Origin of the sequence: Pacificispira sp. (genome assembly GCF_965228185.1) — a bacterium.
Lineage (GTDB): Bacteria > Pseudomonadota > Alphaproteobacteria > UBA8366 > Aestuariispiraceae > Pacificispira.
The window spans coordinates 349,320-364,733 of sequence record NZ_CBDDHE010000006.1 but is presented as its reverse complement, the minus strand read 5'-3'; the positions used below and the strand labels follow the sequence as shown (position 1 = coordinate 364,733).

Annotated in this window: 17 protein-coding genes; 13 read left to right on the top strand and 4 right to left on the bottom strand. The window is 62.7% G+C overall.

Features of this window, described 5'->3' with window-relative positions; genetic code table 11:
- Complete coding sequence (locus tag ACO06O_RS12440) at positions 1–870, bottom strand: MurR/RpiR family transcriptional regulator (RefSeq protein WP_421880196.1); 870 nt, start codon at positions 868–870, stop codon at positions 1–3.
- A 130-nt stretch (positions 871–1,000) separates the two neighbouring features.
- On the opposite strand from ACO06O_RS12440, the gene ACO06O_RS12435 reads away from it, so the two are divergent.
- The 5 genes from ACO06O_RS12435 (at position 1,001) to ACO06O_RS12415 (ending at position 6,085) form a co-directional block, all read left to right on the top strand.
- Positions 1,001–2,038: an ABC transporter substrate-binding protein gene (locus ACO06O_RS12435; protein ID WP_421880194.1), complete on the top strand. Its 1,038-nt coding sequence runs from the start codon at positions 1,001–1,003 to the stop codon at positions 2,036–2,038.
- 75 nt (positions 2,039–2,113) lie between these two features.
- Positions 2,114–3,199 carry an ABC transporter ATP-binding protein gene (locus ACO06O_RS12430; RefSeq protein WP_421880192.1) on the top strand — a complete coding sequence of 362 codons (1,086 nt, stop codon included), beginning with the start codon at positions 2,114–2,116 and terminating at the stop codon, positions 3,197–3,199.
- Positions 3,196–4,116, top strand: coding sequence for an ABC transporter permease (locus tag ACO06O_RS12425; protein WP_421880190.1), 921 nt, complete (start codon positions 3,196–3,198; stop codon positions 4,114–4,116). The genes ACO06O_RS12430 and ACO06O_RS12425 overlap by 4 nt, the downstream gene beginning before the upstream one ends.
- Positions 4,116–4,955: an ABC transporter permease gene (locus ACO06O_RS12420; RefSeq protein WP_420419937.1), complete on the top strand. Its 840-nt coding sequence runs from the start codon at positions 4,116–4,118 to the stop codon at positions 4,953–4,955. The genes ACO06O_RS12425 and ACO06O_RS12420 overlap by 1 nt, the downstream gene beginning before the upstream one ends.
- Positions 4,956–4,957: 2 nt before the next feature.
- Positions 4,958–6,085 (top strand): P1 family peptidase, encoded by a 1,128-nt coding sequence (locus ACO06O_RS12415; protein ID WP_421880188.1) that lies wholly within the window; start codon positions 4,958–4,960, stop codon positions 6,083–6,085.
- Here the strand turns inward: ACO06O_RS12415 and ACO06O_RS12410 are convergent.
- Positions 6,082–7,518, bottom strand: coding sequence for a PLP-dependent aminotransferase family protein (locus ACO06O_RS12410; protein WP_421880186.1), 1,437 nt, complete (start codon positions 7,516–7,518; stop codon positions 6,082–6,084). The two genes, ACO06O_RS12415 and ACO06O_RS12410, sit on opposite strands and share 4 nt — an antisense overlap.
- A gap of 102 nt (positions 7,519–7,620) precedes the next feature.
- Between ACO06O_RS12410 and ACO06O_RS12405 the strand changes: the two genes are divergently transcribed.
- The 3 genes from ACO06O_RS12405 (at position 7,621) to ACO06O_RS12395 (ending at position 9,657) form a co-directional block, all read left to right on the top strand.
- Entirely contained in the window at positions 7,621–8,313 is a 693-nt protein-coding gene (locus ACO06O_RS12405) for a glutathione S-transferase N-terminal domain-containing protein (RefSeq protein ID WP_421880184.1), read from the top strand.
- Positions 8,314–8,340: 27 nt separating this feature from the next.
- Entirely contained in the window at positions 8,341–8,958 is a 618-nt protein-coding gene (locus ACO06O_RS12400; RefSeq protein ID WP_421880182.1) for a LysE family transporter, read from the top strand.
- Positions 8,959–9,036: 78 nt separating this feature from the next.
- A complete protein-coding gene (locus ACO06O_RS12395; RefSeq protein WP_421880180.1) occupies positions 9,037–9,657 on the top strand; it encodes an FMN-dependent NADH-azoreductase in 621 nt (206 codons plus the stop codon).
- Here ACO06O_RS12395 and ACO06O_RS12390 read toward each other — a convergent pair.
- Together ACO06O_RS12390 and ACO06O_RS12385 are read right to left on the bottom strand one after the other, a co-directional pair.
- Positions 9,646–10,023, bottom strand: coding sequence for a YciI family protein (locus ACO06O_RS12390; RefSeq protein ID WP_421880178.1), 378 nt, complete (start codon positions 10,021–10,023; stop codon positions 9,646–9,648). The genes ACO06O_RS12395 and ACO06O_RS12390 overlap by 12 nt on opposite strands.
- 31 nt (positions 10,024–10,054) lie before the next feature.
- Positions 10,055–11,239, bottom strand: a complete 1,185-nt coding sequence (locus ACO06O_RS12385; protein WP_421880176.1) for a serine hydrolase domain-containing protein — start codon at positions 11,237–11,239, stop codon at positions 10,055–10,057.
- 88 nt (positions 11,240–11,327) lie between these two features.
- Here ACO06O_RS12385 and ACO06O_RS12380 point away from each other — a divergent pair, with 88 nt between their 5' ends.
- From ACO06O_RS12380 to ACO06O_RS12360, 5 genes are all read left to right on the top strand, one after another.
- Positions 11,328–11,837 (top strand): winged helix-turn-helix transcriptional regulator, encoded by a 510-nt coding sequence (locus ACO06O_RS12380; protein WP_421880174.1) that lies wholly within the window; start codon positions 11,328–11,330, stop codon positions 11,835–11,837.
- A 96-nt stretch (positions 11,838–11,933) separates the two neighbouring features.
- Positions 11,934–12,365 (top strand): carboxymuconolactone decarboxylase family protein, encoded by a 432-nt coding sequence (locus tag ACO06O_RS12375; RefSeq protein WP_421880172.1) that lies wholly within the window; start codon positions 11,934–11,936, stop codon positions 12,363–12,365.
- Between the two features lies 1 nt (position 12,366).
- The gene (gene sigJ / locus ACO06O_RS12370; protein WP_421880170.1) at positions 12,367–13,254 is read left to right on the top strand and encodes an RNA polymerase sigma factor SigJ; all 888 of its coding nucleotides are present in this window, start codon (positions 12,367–12,369) and stop codon (positions 13,252–13,254) included.
- A 46-nt stretch (positions 13,255–13,300) separates the two neighbouring features.
- On the top strand, positions 13,301–14,734 hold the full coding sequence (locus tag ACO06O_RS12365; RefSeq protein ID WP_421880168.1) for an MFS transporter: 1,434 nt from the start codon (positions 13,301–13,303) through the stop codon (positions 14,732–14,734).
- Positions 14,735–14,799: 65 nt separating this feature from the next.
- Positions 14,800–15,414: a TetR/AcrR family transcriptional regulator gene (locus ACO06O_RS12360; RefSeq protein WP_421880166.1), complete on the top strand. Its 615-nt coding sequence runs from the start codon at positions 14,800–14,802 to the stop codon at positions 15,412–15,414.

The following is a 15,414-nucleotide window of genomic DNA, read 5'->3' as shown; positions in this document are numbered from 1 at the left end:
TCAGAACAACCGCATCCGCCGCGACGTCTTCTTCCATTGCACCAGACGGGCCTGGGAGTTTTCCGGATCGGATTCGGCGACCGAATCCACCAATAGGCTGAGCGCGAGATTAAGCCCGACCGTCGATTCCAGAAACAGGCCGGTATTGGACGGGGCATAGAGTGCGGAATCCGCGACATCGCGGCTCCAATGGCAATATTCGTCGGACAGGACGATGCAGGATCGGCCCTGCTTCTTCGCGAGCTTGGCCAGGCTTTCCGATTCCGCCGCATAGGGCACGACGTCGACCAGGACGAGGCAGGAGGATTCCGACGCCGGATCGTTGGGAACCAACCATTCACCCAGCATGCCGTCATGGGGGGACAGGTATTGCACCGAAGGCCGGGCAAGCGACAGGCGCCGGGCGAAATCTTCCGCCAGACCGCGTACCGACTGAAAACCGGTGACGAAGACGCGGTCCGTCTCCGTCAGCATTTTCGCCGCCCGCACCCAATCGGGACTGGTCGTCTGATGGAAGATCGCCGCGACGATGGCGGTTTCCGCCTCCATCGTTTTCTCCCAGGCCGGGCGTACATCGCCGCGCGGATCGGGCATCTCGCCGGCGACGGAATAGCGCTGGCGCAGCAATTCCTTCAATTCCTTCATGCCGTTGCAGCCCAGCCGCCGCAGCAGCCGCCCGACCGTGACTTCCGGCACGCCGACCTTTTCGGCCAGGGACTTGCCGGTTTCCAGCCCCAGCGTGTTCAGGTTCAACAGCATGAACTGCGCCAGCTTCGCCTCCTGGCGCGGCAGGGAGGGCAATGAGGTTTCGATCTGCTGAATCAGATCTTCGAAATTGACCTGGGGATAGGACGCAAAACCGGATCGCATGCACTTGCCTTGAGAATGTTAGAAAAATAACAATAGACGATAATGTTATATTTATATCACCCTGTGCAATGCAACAAGATAACGGGCCGCACCGACGGTCCGGAACGCAGACCGACAGGAGGCTTACAAAATGAAGCTCAAACATGTTTCGCAGGCAGTGCTGGTCGCGGCCGGCTGCGCCCTGCTGCCGCCCGCCGCATCGGCCGACGGTGAATTGCACCTTTATAACTGGGGAGACTACATCAACCCGGAAGTACTGACCCGGTTCAGCGAGGAATTCGGTGTTGAGGTGTCGCTGGACACATACGGTTCCAACGAGGAAATGCTGGCCAAGATCCAGGCCGGGGCGACCGGATACGACATCGTTTTCCCGTCCGTCCACATGCACGACATCATGTATCAGCTCGGCCTGCTGGCGAAGACCGATATCGGCCAGCATCCGGATTTCAAGAATATCGACCCGGATTTCATCCGCGCCGAAACCGACCCCAATGCGGAATACTGTCTACCCTATGCCTGGGGCAGCGTCGGGATCGTCTTCAACAAGCAGGTGGCCGGCGACGTGAACAGCTGGCAGGACCTGTTCGCCCTGGCCGAAGGCGGCAAGAAGATCATCCTGCTGGACGATCTGCGCGAGACGATTGGCATCGGCCACATCATGAACGGTACGTCGGTCAACTCCGCCGACGAGGCCGAGGTCGAGGCCGCCGCCCAATACATCCTGGACCGCGTCGATAACGTATCCGCCTTCAGCTATGACGTGATCCCGCTGGTCCAGTCCGGCGACGTTGCTGCCGCGCATTGGTATGTCGGCGCGAACATCTTCGTGCAACAGAACCCCGACATTCTGGAATATGTCATCCCGGAAGAGGGGGCGACGATGTATCAGGAAGATATCTGCGTTCTGGACAGCGCGCCGAATAAGGAAAACGCCATCAAGTTCCTGGAATTCTATCTGCGGCCGGAAATCGCGGCGCTGAACGTCTCGCAGCAGATGAACGGTACTCCGAACGTGCCCGCGCAGGACCTGATCCCGGCCGAAATCGCGGATAACGAGACGATCTATCCGCCGAAGGATGTTCTCGCGAAGCTTCAGATATTCAAGGATCTGGGCCGGGACCTTCAGCTCTATAACCGGGAATGGACCCGCATCAAGACCGCCCAGTAACGTCCCTGTCACCCCGGTCGGTCCCGAATACACGCGGGCCGGCCGGGGTGCTTTTTCGGATTGGGAGCCTGAGCGATGCTCGACATCCTGCACGCGTCGAAACGGTTCGCAGCCCCGGAAGGCGGCTGGATCACCGCCTTGGACGACGTATCCCTGACCGTCGCACCGAATGAGTTCCTGACATTGTTGGGACCGTCCGGCTGCGGCAAGACCACGCTGCTGCGCGCCATCAGCGGCTTTGAAGACCTCGATTCCGGCGATATCCGGATCGATGGGACGTCGGTCGCGGGCCTGCCGGCCCACCGGCGGCCTGTGAACACGGTGTTTCAGCGCTACGCCCTGTTCCCGCATCTCAGCGTCGCGCGCAATGTGGCCTACAGCCTGGAGATCGCCGGGGTCGACAAACCGTCGATAAACAAGCGCGTCGGAGAAATGCTGGAACTGGTCGGCCTAGACGGCTACGGCGCCCGCAAGATCCGCCAGCTTTCCGGCGGCCAGCAACAGCGCGTGGCGTTGGCCCGGTCTCTGGTGGCGCGGCCGAAGATCCTGCTGCTGGATGAGCCGCTATCGGCGCTGGACAAGAATCTGCGTCAGCGGATGCAGTTCGAATTGAAATCCATTCAGAGCGAGATCGGCATTGCCTTCGTCTTCGTCACCCATGACCAGGAGGAGGCCCTGACCATGTCGGACCGCATCGCGGTCCTGGGGCATGGCAAGATCGAACAATTGGGCACGCCGGAAGACCTCTATCACCGCCCGATCAGTGACTTCGTGGCCCGTTTCCTGGGCGAAGGCAATCTGTTCTCCGGCCGGATCGCGGAGGCCCAGGACGGGCAGTGCCGGATCTCTCTGGAGGGCGGGCACAGCGTGACCGTTCCGGGCCGGGATTCGCCCCCTGGCCGGGCGGTCACGCTGCTCGTCCGGCCGGAGGATGTCCGGCTCGGCACCGGGGAGGCCGGGCGCGATCTCGCCTTGCGGGGCACGGTTTCGCAGGTCTTCTTCGTCGGATCGGATTATCGTGTCGTCGTCGATGCGCCGGGCCTTCCCGGGATCAAGGCGACGATCCGGGCCGGGCGCGGCACCCATCCCGCGCCGGGGTCGGAAATCGACCTTTGTGTCGCGCAGGACGCGCTGCATCTGGTGGAGGGGTCGCGTATATGAATCTGTTCCGGTCCCGCGGTCAGCGCCGAAGGGCGACCTTGGTCGGTCTGCTGTCGGTTCCGACGATCTTCCTCGCGGTGTTCTTCCTGGGTCCGCTGACCATCATGCTGGTCTACAGCTTTCTGGAGCCGGGGCTTTACGGCGGCGTCGTCTGGCGGTTCTTCGATCTAAATTACGGTCAGATTCTGGGCTGGGCGGATACCAAATACGAGCGGTTCGACCCGGTCTATATCCGCATCTTCCTGCATTCGGTTCAGCTTGCGGCAGTGACGGTGATCCTGTCGCTGATCGTGTGCTATCCCGCCGCCTTCTGGGTCAGCCGCTTGCCGGAAACACAGAAGAACCTGTTCCTGTTCCTGATCACGCTGCCTTTTTTCGTCAGCCTGATTGTCCGGTTGTTCGCCTGGGTCCTGATCCTGCGTCCGACCGGGTTTCTCAATCAGGCCTTGATGGGGATCGGCCTGATCGGGGAGCCCTTGGAGATCATCTATACCGACACGGCGGTCATCATCGCCATGGTCTATGTCTTCATCCCCTTCATGTTCCTGCCGCTCTACGCGTCGGTCGAGAAGCTGGATATGAGCCTGATCGAGGCCTCCGCCGATCTGGGCGCGACGCGGTTTCAGACCTTCCGACGGATCGTTCTGCCGATGACGCTGCCGGGGATTGTTGGCGGATCGATCATCGTCTTCATCCCATCGCTGGGGAACTTCATCGTCCCGTCGCTGCTGGGCGGGGCCAAGGTCGTCATGATCGGGAACCTGATCGAACAGCAATTCCTGTCGGCGAGGAATTGGCCTTTCGGGTCGGCGTTGGCGATGATGGTCATGGCCGCAATCCTGCTGCTGCTTCTCTATTATGTCCGGCTGGCGTCCCGTGAGGCGGAAACCGCCCCGGCGGTCAAGGAGGCGGCGTGATGACGGGACGTCTGCTGAAACTGCTGCGGCGGGTGAACGGCCTGTCGATCTACGGCTATTTCTTCTTCGCCTTCATCTACGCCCCGATCCTGTTGATCGTCGTTTTTTCGTTCAACGCCAACCCGGTCAATATGATGATCTGGGAAGGGTTCACCTTCGATTGGTACCGGACGATCTTCGGGCTCTCGAACAAGCTGACGGAATCCGCCCTCTATATCGAATCCTCGGACCAACTTTATTCGGCGGTGAAGAACAGTCTGCTCGTGGCATTGATCACGACGGCGGTGTCGACCGTGTTCGGAACAGCGGTCGCGGTCGCCGTGGCGCGATTCCGCTTCCGATTGCAGGGCTTCTATCGCGCCCTGATGTTCCTGCCCATGATCATGCCGGACATCGTGCTGGGCATCGCGCTGCTGATCTTCTTCGTCAGCCTGGGCGTGAAACTGTCGCTGCTGACCATCATCATCGGCCATTGCACCTTCCTGACTTCCTATGTCTTCGTCGTCGTTTCCGCGCGGATTGCGGATATGGACGAAAGCTTGGAGGAGGCATCGGCCGATCTCGGCGCCGACGGCTGGACGACCTTCCGTCGGGTGACCCTGCCGATGATCCTGCCCGGTGTGATCGGCGGGGCCCTGCTGGCCTTCATCATTTCGATGGACGATCTGGTGATCACCTATTTCATCGCCGGCGTCGACAGCACGACCTTGCCGGTTTTCATCTACGGGATGTTGCGGCGGGGCATCAAACCGGAGATCAACGCGATCGCGACGATCATGCTTCTGTTCTCCATCGTGATCGCCTCGATCGGTCTCTATCTGCGAGCCAGAAAGAAATAACAATGACGGAAACGCTCAAGGCGCGGAAACGGGCCCGCGCGCTCGGCCTGCCCATGCCCGGAACGCCCGGCCCCCTGAACGCAATCACCGATGTGCCCGGTGTGTTGGTCGGCAGCCATACCCTGTCGTCCCATGCCGACCGGTCTCTGCAAACCGGTGACCTGCCGGTGCAGACTGGCGTTACGGCAATCCTGCCGCGCGGCTTTGCCGAGCAGCCGATTCCCGTCTGGGCCGGTCAGCATACGCTGAACGGCAATGGCGAGATGACCGGAACGCACTGGATTCGCGATGCGGGATGGTTCGTCGGGCCGATCCTGCTGACCAACAGCCATGGCGTCGGCATGGCCCATCACGGGGCGACGCGATGGATGCTGGAACACTATGCCGAGCCATGGCGCGACAACCATCTTTGGGCCATGCCGGTGGTGGCGGAAACCTATGACGGCGTCCTGAACGACATCAACGGGCTGCATGTGACCGACGATCATGCGCTGGCGGCGATCCGGTCGGCGGCGTCCGGCCCGGTGGCGGAGGGCAATACCGGCGGCGGTGCCGGGATGATCTGCTATGAATTCAAGGGCGGGACCGGGACGGCGTCGCGGGTTCTGGAAATCGACGGACAGCGTTTCACAGTTGCGGCGCTGGTCCAGGCCAATCACGGCATCCGCCCGTGGCTGACCGTACTGGGCGTGCCGGTCGGCGCGGATATGATGGCGGACCGCATTCCAGACCGCCCGGCGGAACTGGGCTCCATCGTTTGTATCTTGGCGACCGACCTGCCGATGACGCCGGGACAGTTGGACCGATTGGCACGGCGGGCGACCATCGGAATCGGCCGGGGAGGCACGCCCGGGGGCAACAATTCCGGGGATCTGTTCCTCGCCTTCAGCACCGCCAATGCCGGACCGATGCCGCAATTGTCGGGTGCCGCCTGGCGCCAATCCATCGCGCTCAGCGACGAATGCCTCGACCCGGTCTATATGGCCGCTGTGGAATCGGTGGAGGAAAGCGTCCTGAACGCGATGTTCATGGCGGAAGATGTGCCTCTGGCCCGGCCGCTGGGGGGTATCTGCAAGGCGATCGACCCGGAAGAGGTTCTCGACCTGTTGCGCCGCGCCGGTCGGCACTAGGCAAGGCGGGCGACGGCTTCCTCGATCCGTTCGCGCCGGATCAATCCATAGCCGAAGACCAGCCCTGTGGGGGCGTCGCAGCGCTGGGAATAGGCGCCCAACGTATCGAGTCTGATTGACCGTTCCGCCGCCCGGCGGGATATCGCCTCTGCCTCCTGTCCACTGTCGGTGATGGCGGAAAGATGGACGCCGGCATGGGCCTCCAGGACCCGCAACCGGTCGCCGTGAAAATGCGAAAGGGCCGCCGTCAGGGTTTCGTGGCGGGCGGCGTATGCCCGGCGCATCTTGCGGACATGCCGGGCCAGATGGCCTTCGGTGATGAAATCGGTCAATGCCTGCTGCGTCAGCGAAGGGGCATGCCAGTCGGTGAGGTGCCGCGCGCCGGTCACGGCCGGTTTGGCCCAGTCGGGCACCGTGACGAAGCCCATGCGCAGCGCCGGAAACATGCTTTTCGAGAATGTCCCGACATAGAAGACGCGGCCGTTTCGGTCCAATGTCTGCAAGGCATCCAACGGCCGGCCGCCCAACCGGAACTCGCTGTCGTAATCGTCTTCGATGATCGACGCGCCGAACGTCTCGGCAAAATCCAACAGGGCGGCGCGCCGCTTCGCGCTCAACGTCACGCCCATTGGAAACTGGTGCGACGGGGTCACACAGACGACCCGGACGCTGGCGGGAATGCGCTCAACGATCAGGCCGTCCTCGTCGACCGGGATCGGCGCGATCCGCGCACCCGCCGCGGCGAAGGCGTTGCGGGTCGGCGCATAGCCCGGATCTTCCAAGGCGACTTCGGTCTGCCCGGGCGTCACCAGAACGCGCGCCAGCAGGTCAAAAGCCTGGCGCGCACCGGCCGTCACGACGATATCGTCGCCGGAACAGGCAACGGCCCGGGCGAAGGAAATGTGATTGGCGATGGCGTCGCGCAATCCGGGCTCGCCCGCCGGGTTGCCTGCTTCGGCCGGTTGGCGCGCCAGGGCGCGGGCTGCCCGTCTGGACAGGCGGTTCCAGATATCGAAGGGAAATTCCGTCGTGTCGGGATAGCCGCTTAGAAAATCGAAGGCGGGAGGACGGGCGTTCGGCGAAAATTCGGGGGGCGGCTTTCCGCGCCAGAAAGGCGCCAGACGGGTATCGTCCTCCGGCTTCCGGTCCGGTGCCTTCGGTCGTTCCAGGCGCGGACGGACATCCGCGACATAGGTTCCCGACCCGGCACGGCCTTCCACATACCCTTCGCTCAACAACATGTCGTAGACGGCGACGGCGGTGTTCCGCGATACGCCGAGCCCCTCCGCCAGGGCGCGTGTCGGCGGTAGTCGCAGATCCGGCTTCAGCCGTCCGTCCAGGATGGCGTCACGCAGTTGCTGATGCAGCGACCGGACCAGATCGCGTGATCCGGCCGGGGGCAGTTCTATCGGAAATTCGAAAATTGGTTCCATAAAATTAGTCAGTCCTGGTTCTTATAAAGGACCATAGATCGGATCATTCTTCCGGGCAACGAAACGCGCCTGCTGGCGTATCCCGCAAACGGGAGGATTGAGATGATCGACCTGTATTACGCCCCGACACCGAACGGCCAGAAGCTGAAGATGTTTCTGGAGGAGGTCGGACTGCCGCACCGGATCGTGACAATCCGCCTCAGCCAGGGGGAACAATTCGCACCGGAATTCTTGGCGATCGCTCCCAACAACAAGATCCCCGCGCTGGTCGACCACGACCCCGCGGATGGCGGCGGTCCGGTGCCGATGTTCGAATCCGGCGCCATGCTGCTGTATCTGGCGGAAAAGACGGATCAGCTGCTGCCGCGCCATCCGCGTGACCGGAACACGATGCTGCAATGGCTGTTCTGGCAATGCGCCGGGCTGGGGCCGATGGCTGGGCAGATCGGTTACTTCAATGTCTATGCGGTGGAGCGCGTTCCCTTCGCCATCGACCGCTACCGGCAGGAGGTGGCACGGCTTTATGGCGTGCTGGACCGTCGCCTGGCGGATCGCGCCTTCATCGCCGGCGATTATTCCATCGCGGATATCGCCTGCTATCCCTGGATCGTGCCCCATGCAGGGCATCTTCAAACCTTGTCGGACTTTCCGAACCTGTCGCGCTGGTTCGACGCCGTGGCCGCGCGCCCGGCGACAATCCGCGCCTATGACGGCGTCGCCGATGTCTATGCGCCGACGCGCAATCCCCTGTCCGACACCGAAACCGCAACCCTGTTCGGCCGCCGTTCGGCGTGAACCGACCCCTTCATGGAGGATGAAATCATGTCGACCTGGATGCTGCTTCTGTCCCTCGCGGCCATTGATCTCCTGTCCATCGCCAGCCCCGGCCCGAACATTCTTCTGGTCAGCCAGACCGCCGTTGGCCATGGGCGCGGACGGGCCTTGTTGACCGGCTATGGTCTGCTTGCCGCCAGTCTGGTCTGGGCCTGCATCGCGCTGCTGGGCTTGACCGCCCTGTTCGAGGTCATGCCCTCCCTGCAGACCGGCATGCAAATCGCCGGCGCCCTGTTCCTGGTCTATATCGGCATCCGCCTGTGGCGCAGTCCGGCCGGTCTGATGGTGGAAGAAGGCGTGGAGGTCGATCCGCACGCCACCCGCAAAGCCATCCTGCGCGGCTTCGCGACCGGGATCCTGAACCCGAAATCGCTGACCTATTTCGCGACGATCTTCGTCCTGTTCGTTCCGGCGGACGCGTCCCTGGAACTGCGCCTGTCCGCCCTGGCGGTCGTCGCGGTGGATGGCCTCTTGGTCTATGGCCTGGCCGCGTGCCTGTTTTCCCGCCCGGCGGTGAAGAAGGGCTATCTGGCGCTGCGCCGTCCGATCGACCGGGTCTGCGGCACGCTGATGATGGTTTTCGCCGGCAAGCTGGCGATGTTCTGACCCCTCGACCGTAATCCGCGCCCCCGGAAACACCTAATGCCGGGGGCGCCCTTTTTGCCCGATGAAGGAAAAACACCCATGGCTGGTCCAGCCGATACGATATTGCGCCTGGATTGTTCGCCGAAGGGCCGAGACGCCAACAGCAGCCGGTTCGCGGATGAAGTGGCCGCGAAACTGTCGGTCCTGGAACCGGGTGCCTGGCAGGTGTATCGCGATCTGGCGGCGACTCCGCCCAGCTTCATCGACCACGGTTTCACCCGGGACATGAACCTGTTCCCCGTCGCAACTGTGGCCAGCGCTACGAAGACCCTTCGGGAATCCGAGAAGCTGATCGGGGAAGTCGAATCCGCGCGGCGGATCCTGATCGCAACCCCGATGCACAACTACACCGTCCCGGCGGTCCTGAAGGCCTGGATCGATCAGGTCGTGCGTATCGGGCGCACATTCGAGAGCACGCCCGTCGGCAAGGTGGGGCTGTTGCCGGACCGGCCGGTCCATATCGTGGTGTCCGCCGGTGGCCGAATTGTGGGCGACCGCGCCCGGCAGCCGGATTTTCTGACGCCCTATCTGACGGCGGTCTTCGCGACCATCGGCTTGCGCGACCTGACCTTCTATTATCTGGAAGGGGCCTCGCGCGACGAGGATACGCGGACGGCCGCGTTTCGGGCCGCCCGCGCGCAGCTCACCTTACTGTCCTAGAGTATGACACTGGCCGACCGGCCGGATTTCGATGCCGCCGTCGAGTATGTGGCTGAGATGAGCCCCCGGATGCAGTGCCGCGACCGATTTCGCCTGTTCCATATCGTCCGCCTCGATCATGAAGAACGCGCCGATCGGAAACTTCGTATCGTCAAAGGGCTTGTCCTCGGAAACGACGGTGCCGCCGGTGCTGCGCAGGGTATGGCTTTCATGCGGCATGCCCAGCGAGCCGACGAATTTCAGATGGCCGCTGGCGCGCAACGCCGCGTCATGGGGGCGACAGATTTCGATCATCTCTCCCATGTCCTCCGGGGTCATCGCGGCGAACTTCTCGACGTCATAGTAGCAAAGGCAAAGGTAGTTCATCGAGATATCCTCTTGGTTGGGTGGGGCTAAATCAGGCGGCCGCCGCGCGGGCATGGCGCCAGAACGTGTCGAAATGAGCAGGTGCGGTCGGTGACGTCATCAACCGCTGGGTCAGCAGCACGCCGGCCAGGCCGGTCGCCGGATCCCAGTAGAGATTGGTGCCGGTGCCGCCGGCCCAGCCGAAGCCGGGCGGATCGGTCGGGTCTTTCGGATAGGATATGCCGACGCCATAGCCCCAGCCGTTCTTGTCCCAGAAACCGGGCACGAAGGGGGAGTTTCGCTTCTGATCGTCCGGAATGCGGTCCCGCGTCATCGCATCGATGACCTGGGACTGGAACAGCCGACGGCCGCGCCATTCTCCGCGGTTCAGCATCATCGTTGCGAAGGTCAGCAAATCCCGCGCCGTCGATACCAGCCCCGCCGCCGCCGAATGAAAGGCCGGGGGCGCGACGAACCGCGAACCGGCCCCGCCGGGATCGTCCTCCGTTCCGTCTTCCCAGCATTCCGGCGGCAGACGGGACAGGCTGTCGGGTGGGACATGGAACCCGGTATCGGTCATGCCCAGCGGGTCGAAAACCCGTTCCCGGAAAAGCGTATCCAAGGATCGTCCGGTCGCGCGTTCCAGATAGACGCCCAGAACACTGATCGCCGTGTCGTATCGCCAGACCGTCCCCGGCTGATCGATCAAAGGAAGGTTCGCCAGTTTCTTGATCCAAACATCCGGCGGATCGGAGGGTGGATAGGCGCCGGGCGTCAGACCCAGTTCGGACAGGGCTTCCATGAATGGGAAACGGCCCTCCTGCATGATGAAGCCCATGCCCATTCGGCAGGTCAGCAGATCTTCCACACGGATCGGCCGAGCGGCCGGGACCGTCTCGTCCAGCGCCGCGTCCGGCCGGACCAGAACGCGCCTGTCCGCCAGTTCGGGAATGTGGCGGTCGATAGGATCGTCCAGTTCGAACACCCCTTCCAACGCCAGGGCCGTTGCGACCAATCCGGCAATCGGTTTGGTCATTGAGGCGATCCGGAAGATCGTGTCAGGAAGCATCGGCCGGTCTGATCCCGGTGCGGCGGGGCCGATGGCCCGGATGTCCAGATCCGACCCGCACGCAAGGCCGAAGACCAGGCCGGGCGCCGAGCCGGATCGAATCTGGGTGTCCAACGCCTCGACCAGCCGGTCGGCTGATCCCGCCTTGATGCCGTTTCCCAAAGTCATTGCCTGCCTCCAAACTGATCCTGTTTTGAAACCGGTTGCTGTATGGCATAACCAGTTTTATTCTGCAATCAGATTTTTGGAGAGAACGATGACATTGGATTTGCGGTCGGGCTGCCCGATCAATTTGACGATGGAAGTGATCGGCGACCGATGGAGCCTGATCATTCTGCGCGACATGATGTTTGGGAACCGGCGGCATTTCCGTGAACTGTTGAAGCATTCATTGGAAGGGATCGCATCGAACATTCTGGCCGCGCGCCTGAAACGCCTGATGGATCTGGGCCTGATTACCCGGGCCGACGATCCCAGCCACAAGCAGAAGGCTATTTACAGCCTGACCGAGGCGGCAATCCAACTGGTGCCGGTCATGGCGGCGATCGGCGGCTGGGGGCGGCGGCATCTGCCGGTCACGGAAGAATTGAGCATCCGCGCGCAATTGCTGGAGGAGGGCGGCCCCGACCTGTGGAACGATTTCATGGTGGAGCTTCGCGCGATCCATCTCGGCGACCCGGCCGTTCAGCCGCCCGGAAAATCCGTTCTGGCGCGCCTTAACGAGGCTTATGAAGCGGTCGTCCGCCGAAATAATGGAGCCTGTTGAAGATTTTTCTGGTCGGCCATGTCACAGATGCGAAGTGCCAATCGTCGGGAAGGTGACGGGCAATCGGGCCCGACATCTGAAAGGATTGATTGGACCATGAGCAATACGAACGCGGTGCGGTATGAGAAGGAAATTCCGTCGGTCATGGAGGCGCTGGGCGCAATACATCCCGTGATCGATGCCAACGGGCTGGACCGGATGGTCCACCATCTGGTGCAACTGCGCGCCTCCCAAATCAACGGCTGCGCCTTCTGCATCAAGATGCATACGCGAGAAGCACGGGAAGACGGGGAAACCAGCGAACGTCTGGACCGCGTCATCGTCTGGCGTCAGGTATCCGACTTTTCCGCCAAGGAGAAAGCGGCCCTGGCCTGGACCGAAGCGCTGACGGTCATCGACCACACCGCCGATCTCGGCGTGTTGCGCGCCGAGTTGCGGCGGCACTATTCCGAAGCGGAAATCGGCGCCCTGACAGCCACGGTCGCGATGATCAATCTTTGGAACCGCATCCAGGTCTCGAGGCATTGAGATGACCGAGCGGAATACCCCCACCCGCTTCGAAACGGTAAGGCCGACATTGCTCGGCCTTGCCTATCGAATTCTCGGTTCCCGGGCCGATGCGGAAGATGCGGTCCAGGATACCTATCTGAAATGGAACGCGGCCGATCAGGCGGAGATCGATAATCCGGCGGCCTGGTTGACGACGGTGTGTACCCGGCAATGCCTGGACCATCTGCGGTCGGCCCATCGGTCGCGAACGGACTATGTCGGGGCCTGGCTGCCGGAACCGATGCAGACCGATTCCAATCAGGATCCTGAAGGCGCAGTGGCGATCGCGTCTTCCCTGACGACGGCATTCCTGCTGATGCTCGAACGCCTGACGCCGAAAGAACGTGCGGCCTATCTGCTGCATGAAATCTTCGATGTCGACTATCGCGATATCGCCCAGGCGCTGGATCTGCAGGAAACGGCCTGCCGGAAACTGGTGTCACGCGCCAAGTCGCATGTTGAGCGCGCGCGTGTGCGGCATGTGACCAGCGCCGATAATCAACGACGGTTGCTGTCGGCCTTCGAGTCGGCACTGGCGACCGGCCAGACCGGCGCACTGGCGGCGCTTCTGACGGACGATATTGTCCTGTCCGCCGATGGCGGGGGCAAAGTTCCGACGGTCGCGCAGCCGATCTATGGCAAGGCGGATGTCCTGGCCTTCATCGCCGAAAAACTGGGTGATTACTGGGCCGATTACGCAAAGGTCGAATCCGATATCAACGGCGGTCTTGGCCTGGTCCTGACCGACGGCGATGCGATCGTCGGCACGGTCGGCTTCGCCTATGACGAAAAAGGCCGCGCGACGGACATCTTCATCATGCGCAATCCGGACAAGCTGACCCGGATTACCCGACCGACGCTGCAATAACCGGACGGCCGTCGCGCCGTTCCTCCCAAAATACAGGAGAATTGTCATGTCTCATTCAGACAGCACTACCGCTTTGCCTGAATCCGGCGCGGGCTGGTCCGGATTGGTCTCCGGCAAGAACGCGATCTACTCGGTCACCCTGGCCGGCAGTGTCGCACTGCATGCGGTCAATGTCTTCGTCGCGACCACGATCATGCCATCGGTGGTCCAGGATATCGGCGGGTTGGACTATTACGCCTGGAGCACGACCCTGTTCGTCGTCGCTTCCATTCTGGGGGCGGCGCTTTCGGCGCGCCTGCTCAATGCAGCCGGACCGCAGGGTGCCTATCTGGCGGCCGCGGGGATATTCGCGATCGGCACACTGATTTGCGCCTTGGCACCCGCCATGCCGTTTCTGTTGGTCGGGCGGTTCATCCAAGGGCTGGGCGGCGGGTTTCTCTATGCCCTGGCCTATGCGGTGATCCGGATGGTGTTCGAACCGACGCTGTGGGGCCGCGCGATCGGGTTGATTTCGGCCATGTGGGGCCTGGCGACGCTGACCGGTCCGGCGCTGGGCGGCATGTTCGCGGAAATCGGCCAATGGCGCGCCGCTTTCTGGACCTTGATCCCGCTGATCGCTGGGTTCGCGGCCCTGGCTGCCGCGACCTTGCCGGCACGCGCCCAAGCGGGGGACGGCGCGTCGCCCTTGCCCAAGGCGCAATTGTGCCTTCTGACGCTGGCGGTTCTCGTCCTGTCGGCCGGCAGTGTCGCCTCCGCGGTCGCGGTGAAACTGGCCGGAATTGGAGGGGCCTTGGCCGCAGTTGCGCTGCTGGTCTATTGCGAGCGGCGCAGTCTGAACCGATTGCTGCCGGACGGGGCGCTGAACCCGGTCGGACCCTTGGGCGGATGTTACGCCGTGATCGGTTTGCTGGTTCTGGGCATGCAGCCGGAAATCTTTGTGCCCTATCTTCTGCAAGTGCTCCACGGCCAATCGCCGCTGATCGCGGGCTACCTCGCGGCACTGATGGCGCTGGGCTGGACGCTGGGCACGATGGTTTCGGCCGGACTGGGTGAGGCGGGCGGACGCCGCGCGGTCCTGGCGGGCCCGCTGTCCGGGCTGTGCGGCTTGGTTCTTCTGGCGGTGCTGGCGCCCCAGCAATCGGACGAGGCGTGGATGATCCTGGGCCCGGTCTGCTTCGGCCTGGTACTGGTCGGCTTCGGGATCGGTCTCGCCTGGCCGCATATCGTCACCGGGGTCTTCCGCTTCGCGCCGGAGGGGCAGCAGGATCTGGCGACGGCCGGGATCACGACGGTTCAGCTCTTCGCGACCGCCTTCGGTGCGGCGGCGGCGGGGATGGTCGTCAATCTGGCGGGATTGACCGAACCCGGCGGCATTGCCGGTGCACAATCGGCGGCCCTGTGGCTGTTCGCTGCTTTCGCCGCAGCCCCGGTTCTCTGCATTGTTCTGCGCTTCTATGGCGCCGGACGGAAAGACTCGTAATCGATCATTGACACCATACCAACTGGTCGGTATATGACATACCAACTGGTCGGTATGGTGACGAGATGAGCGAAGCGACACATGAATCGAAGCAGAGGCTGCTGGATGCGGCGCTGACGGTTATTCGCGCCAAGGGCTACAGCGCCGCGCGGGTCGACGACATCTGCGACGCGGCCGGCCTGACCAAGGGCAGCTTCTTTCACCATTTCAAGAATAAGGAAGAACTGGCGGTCGCCGCCGCGGAATACTGGGCGTGCACGACCGGAAAGTTCTTTGCATCCGCCCCCTATCACGACGCGGCGGACCCGCTGGACCGGGTGCTGGGGTATATCGACTTCCGGTCCGCCATCATTCAAGGCGATCTGCCCGACTATACCTGCCTGATCGGCACGATGGTTCAGGAGCAGTACGACAGCAACCCGGCCATCCGGGAAGCCTGCGAGCGCTGCATCTATGGCCACGCGGCTGAGTTGGCGAAAGACATCGACTTGGCAAAGGCGCGTTATGTGCCGGATGCGGATTGGAATGCGATGGACCTGGCTGTCTACAGTCAGGCCGTCATCCAAGGTGCGTTCATCGTGGCCAAGGCGCGGCTGTCGATGGATGTCGCCCTGGCGAGCGTCAGCCATCTGCGCCGGTATATCGAATTCCTGTTTTCACACCCGAAGGGGAAGGCTTGA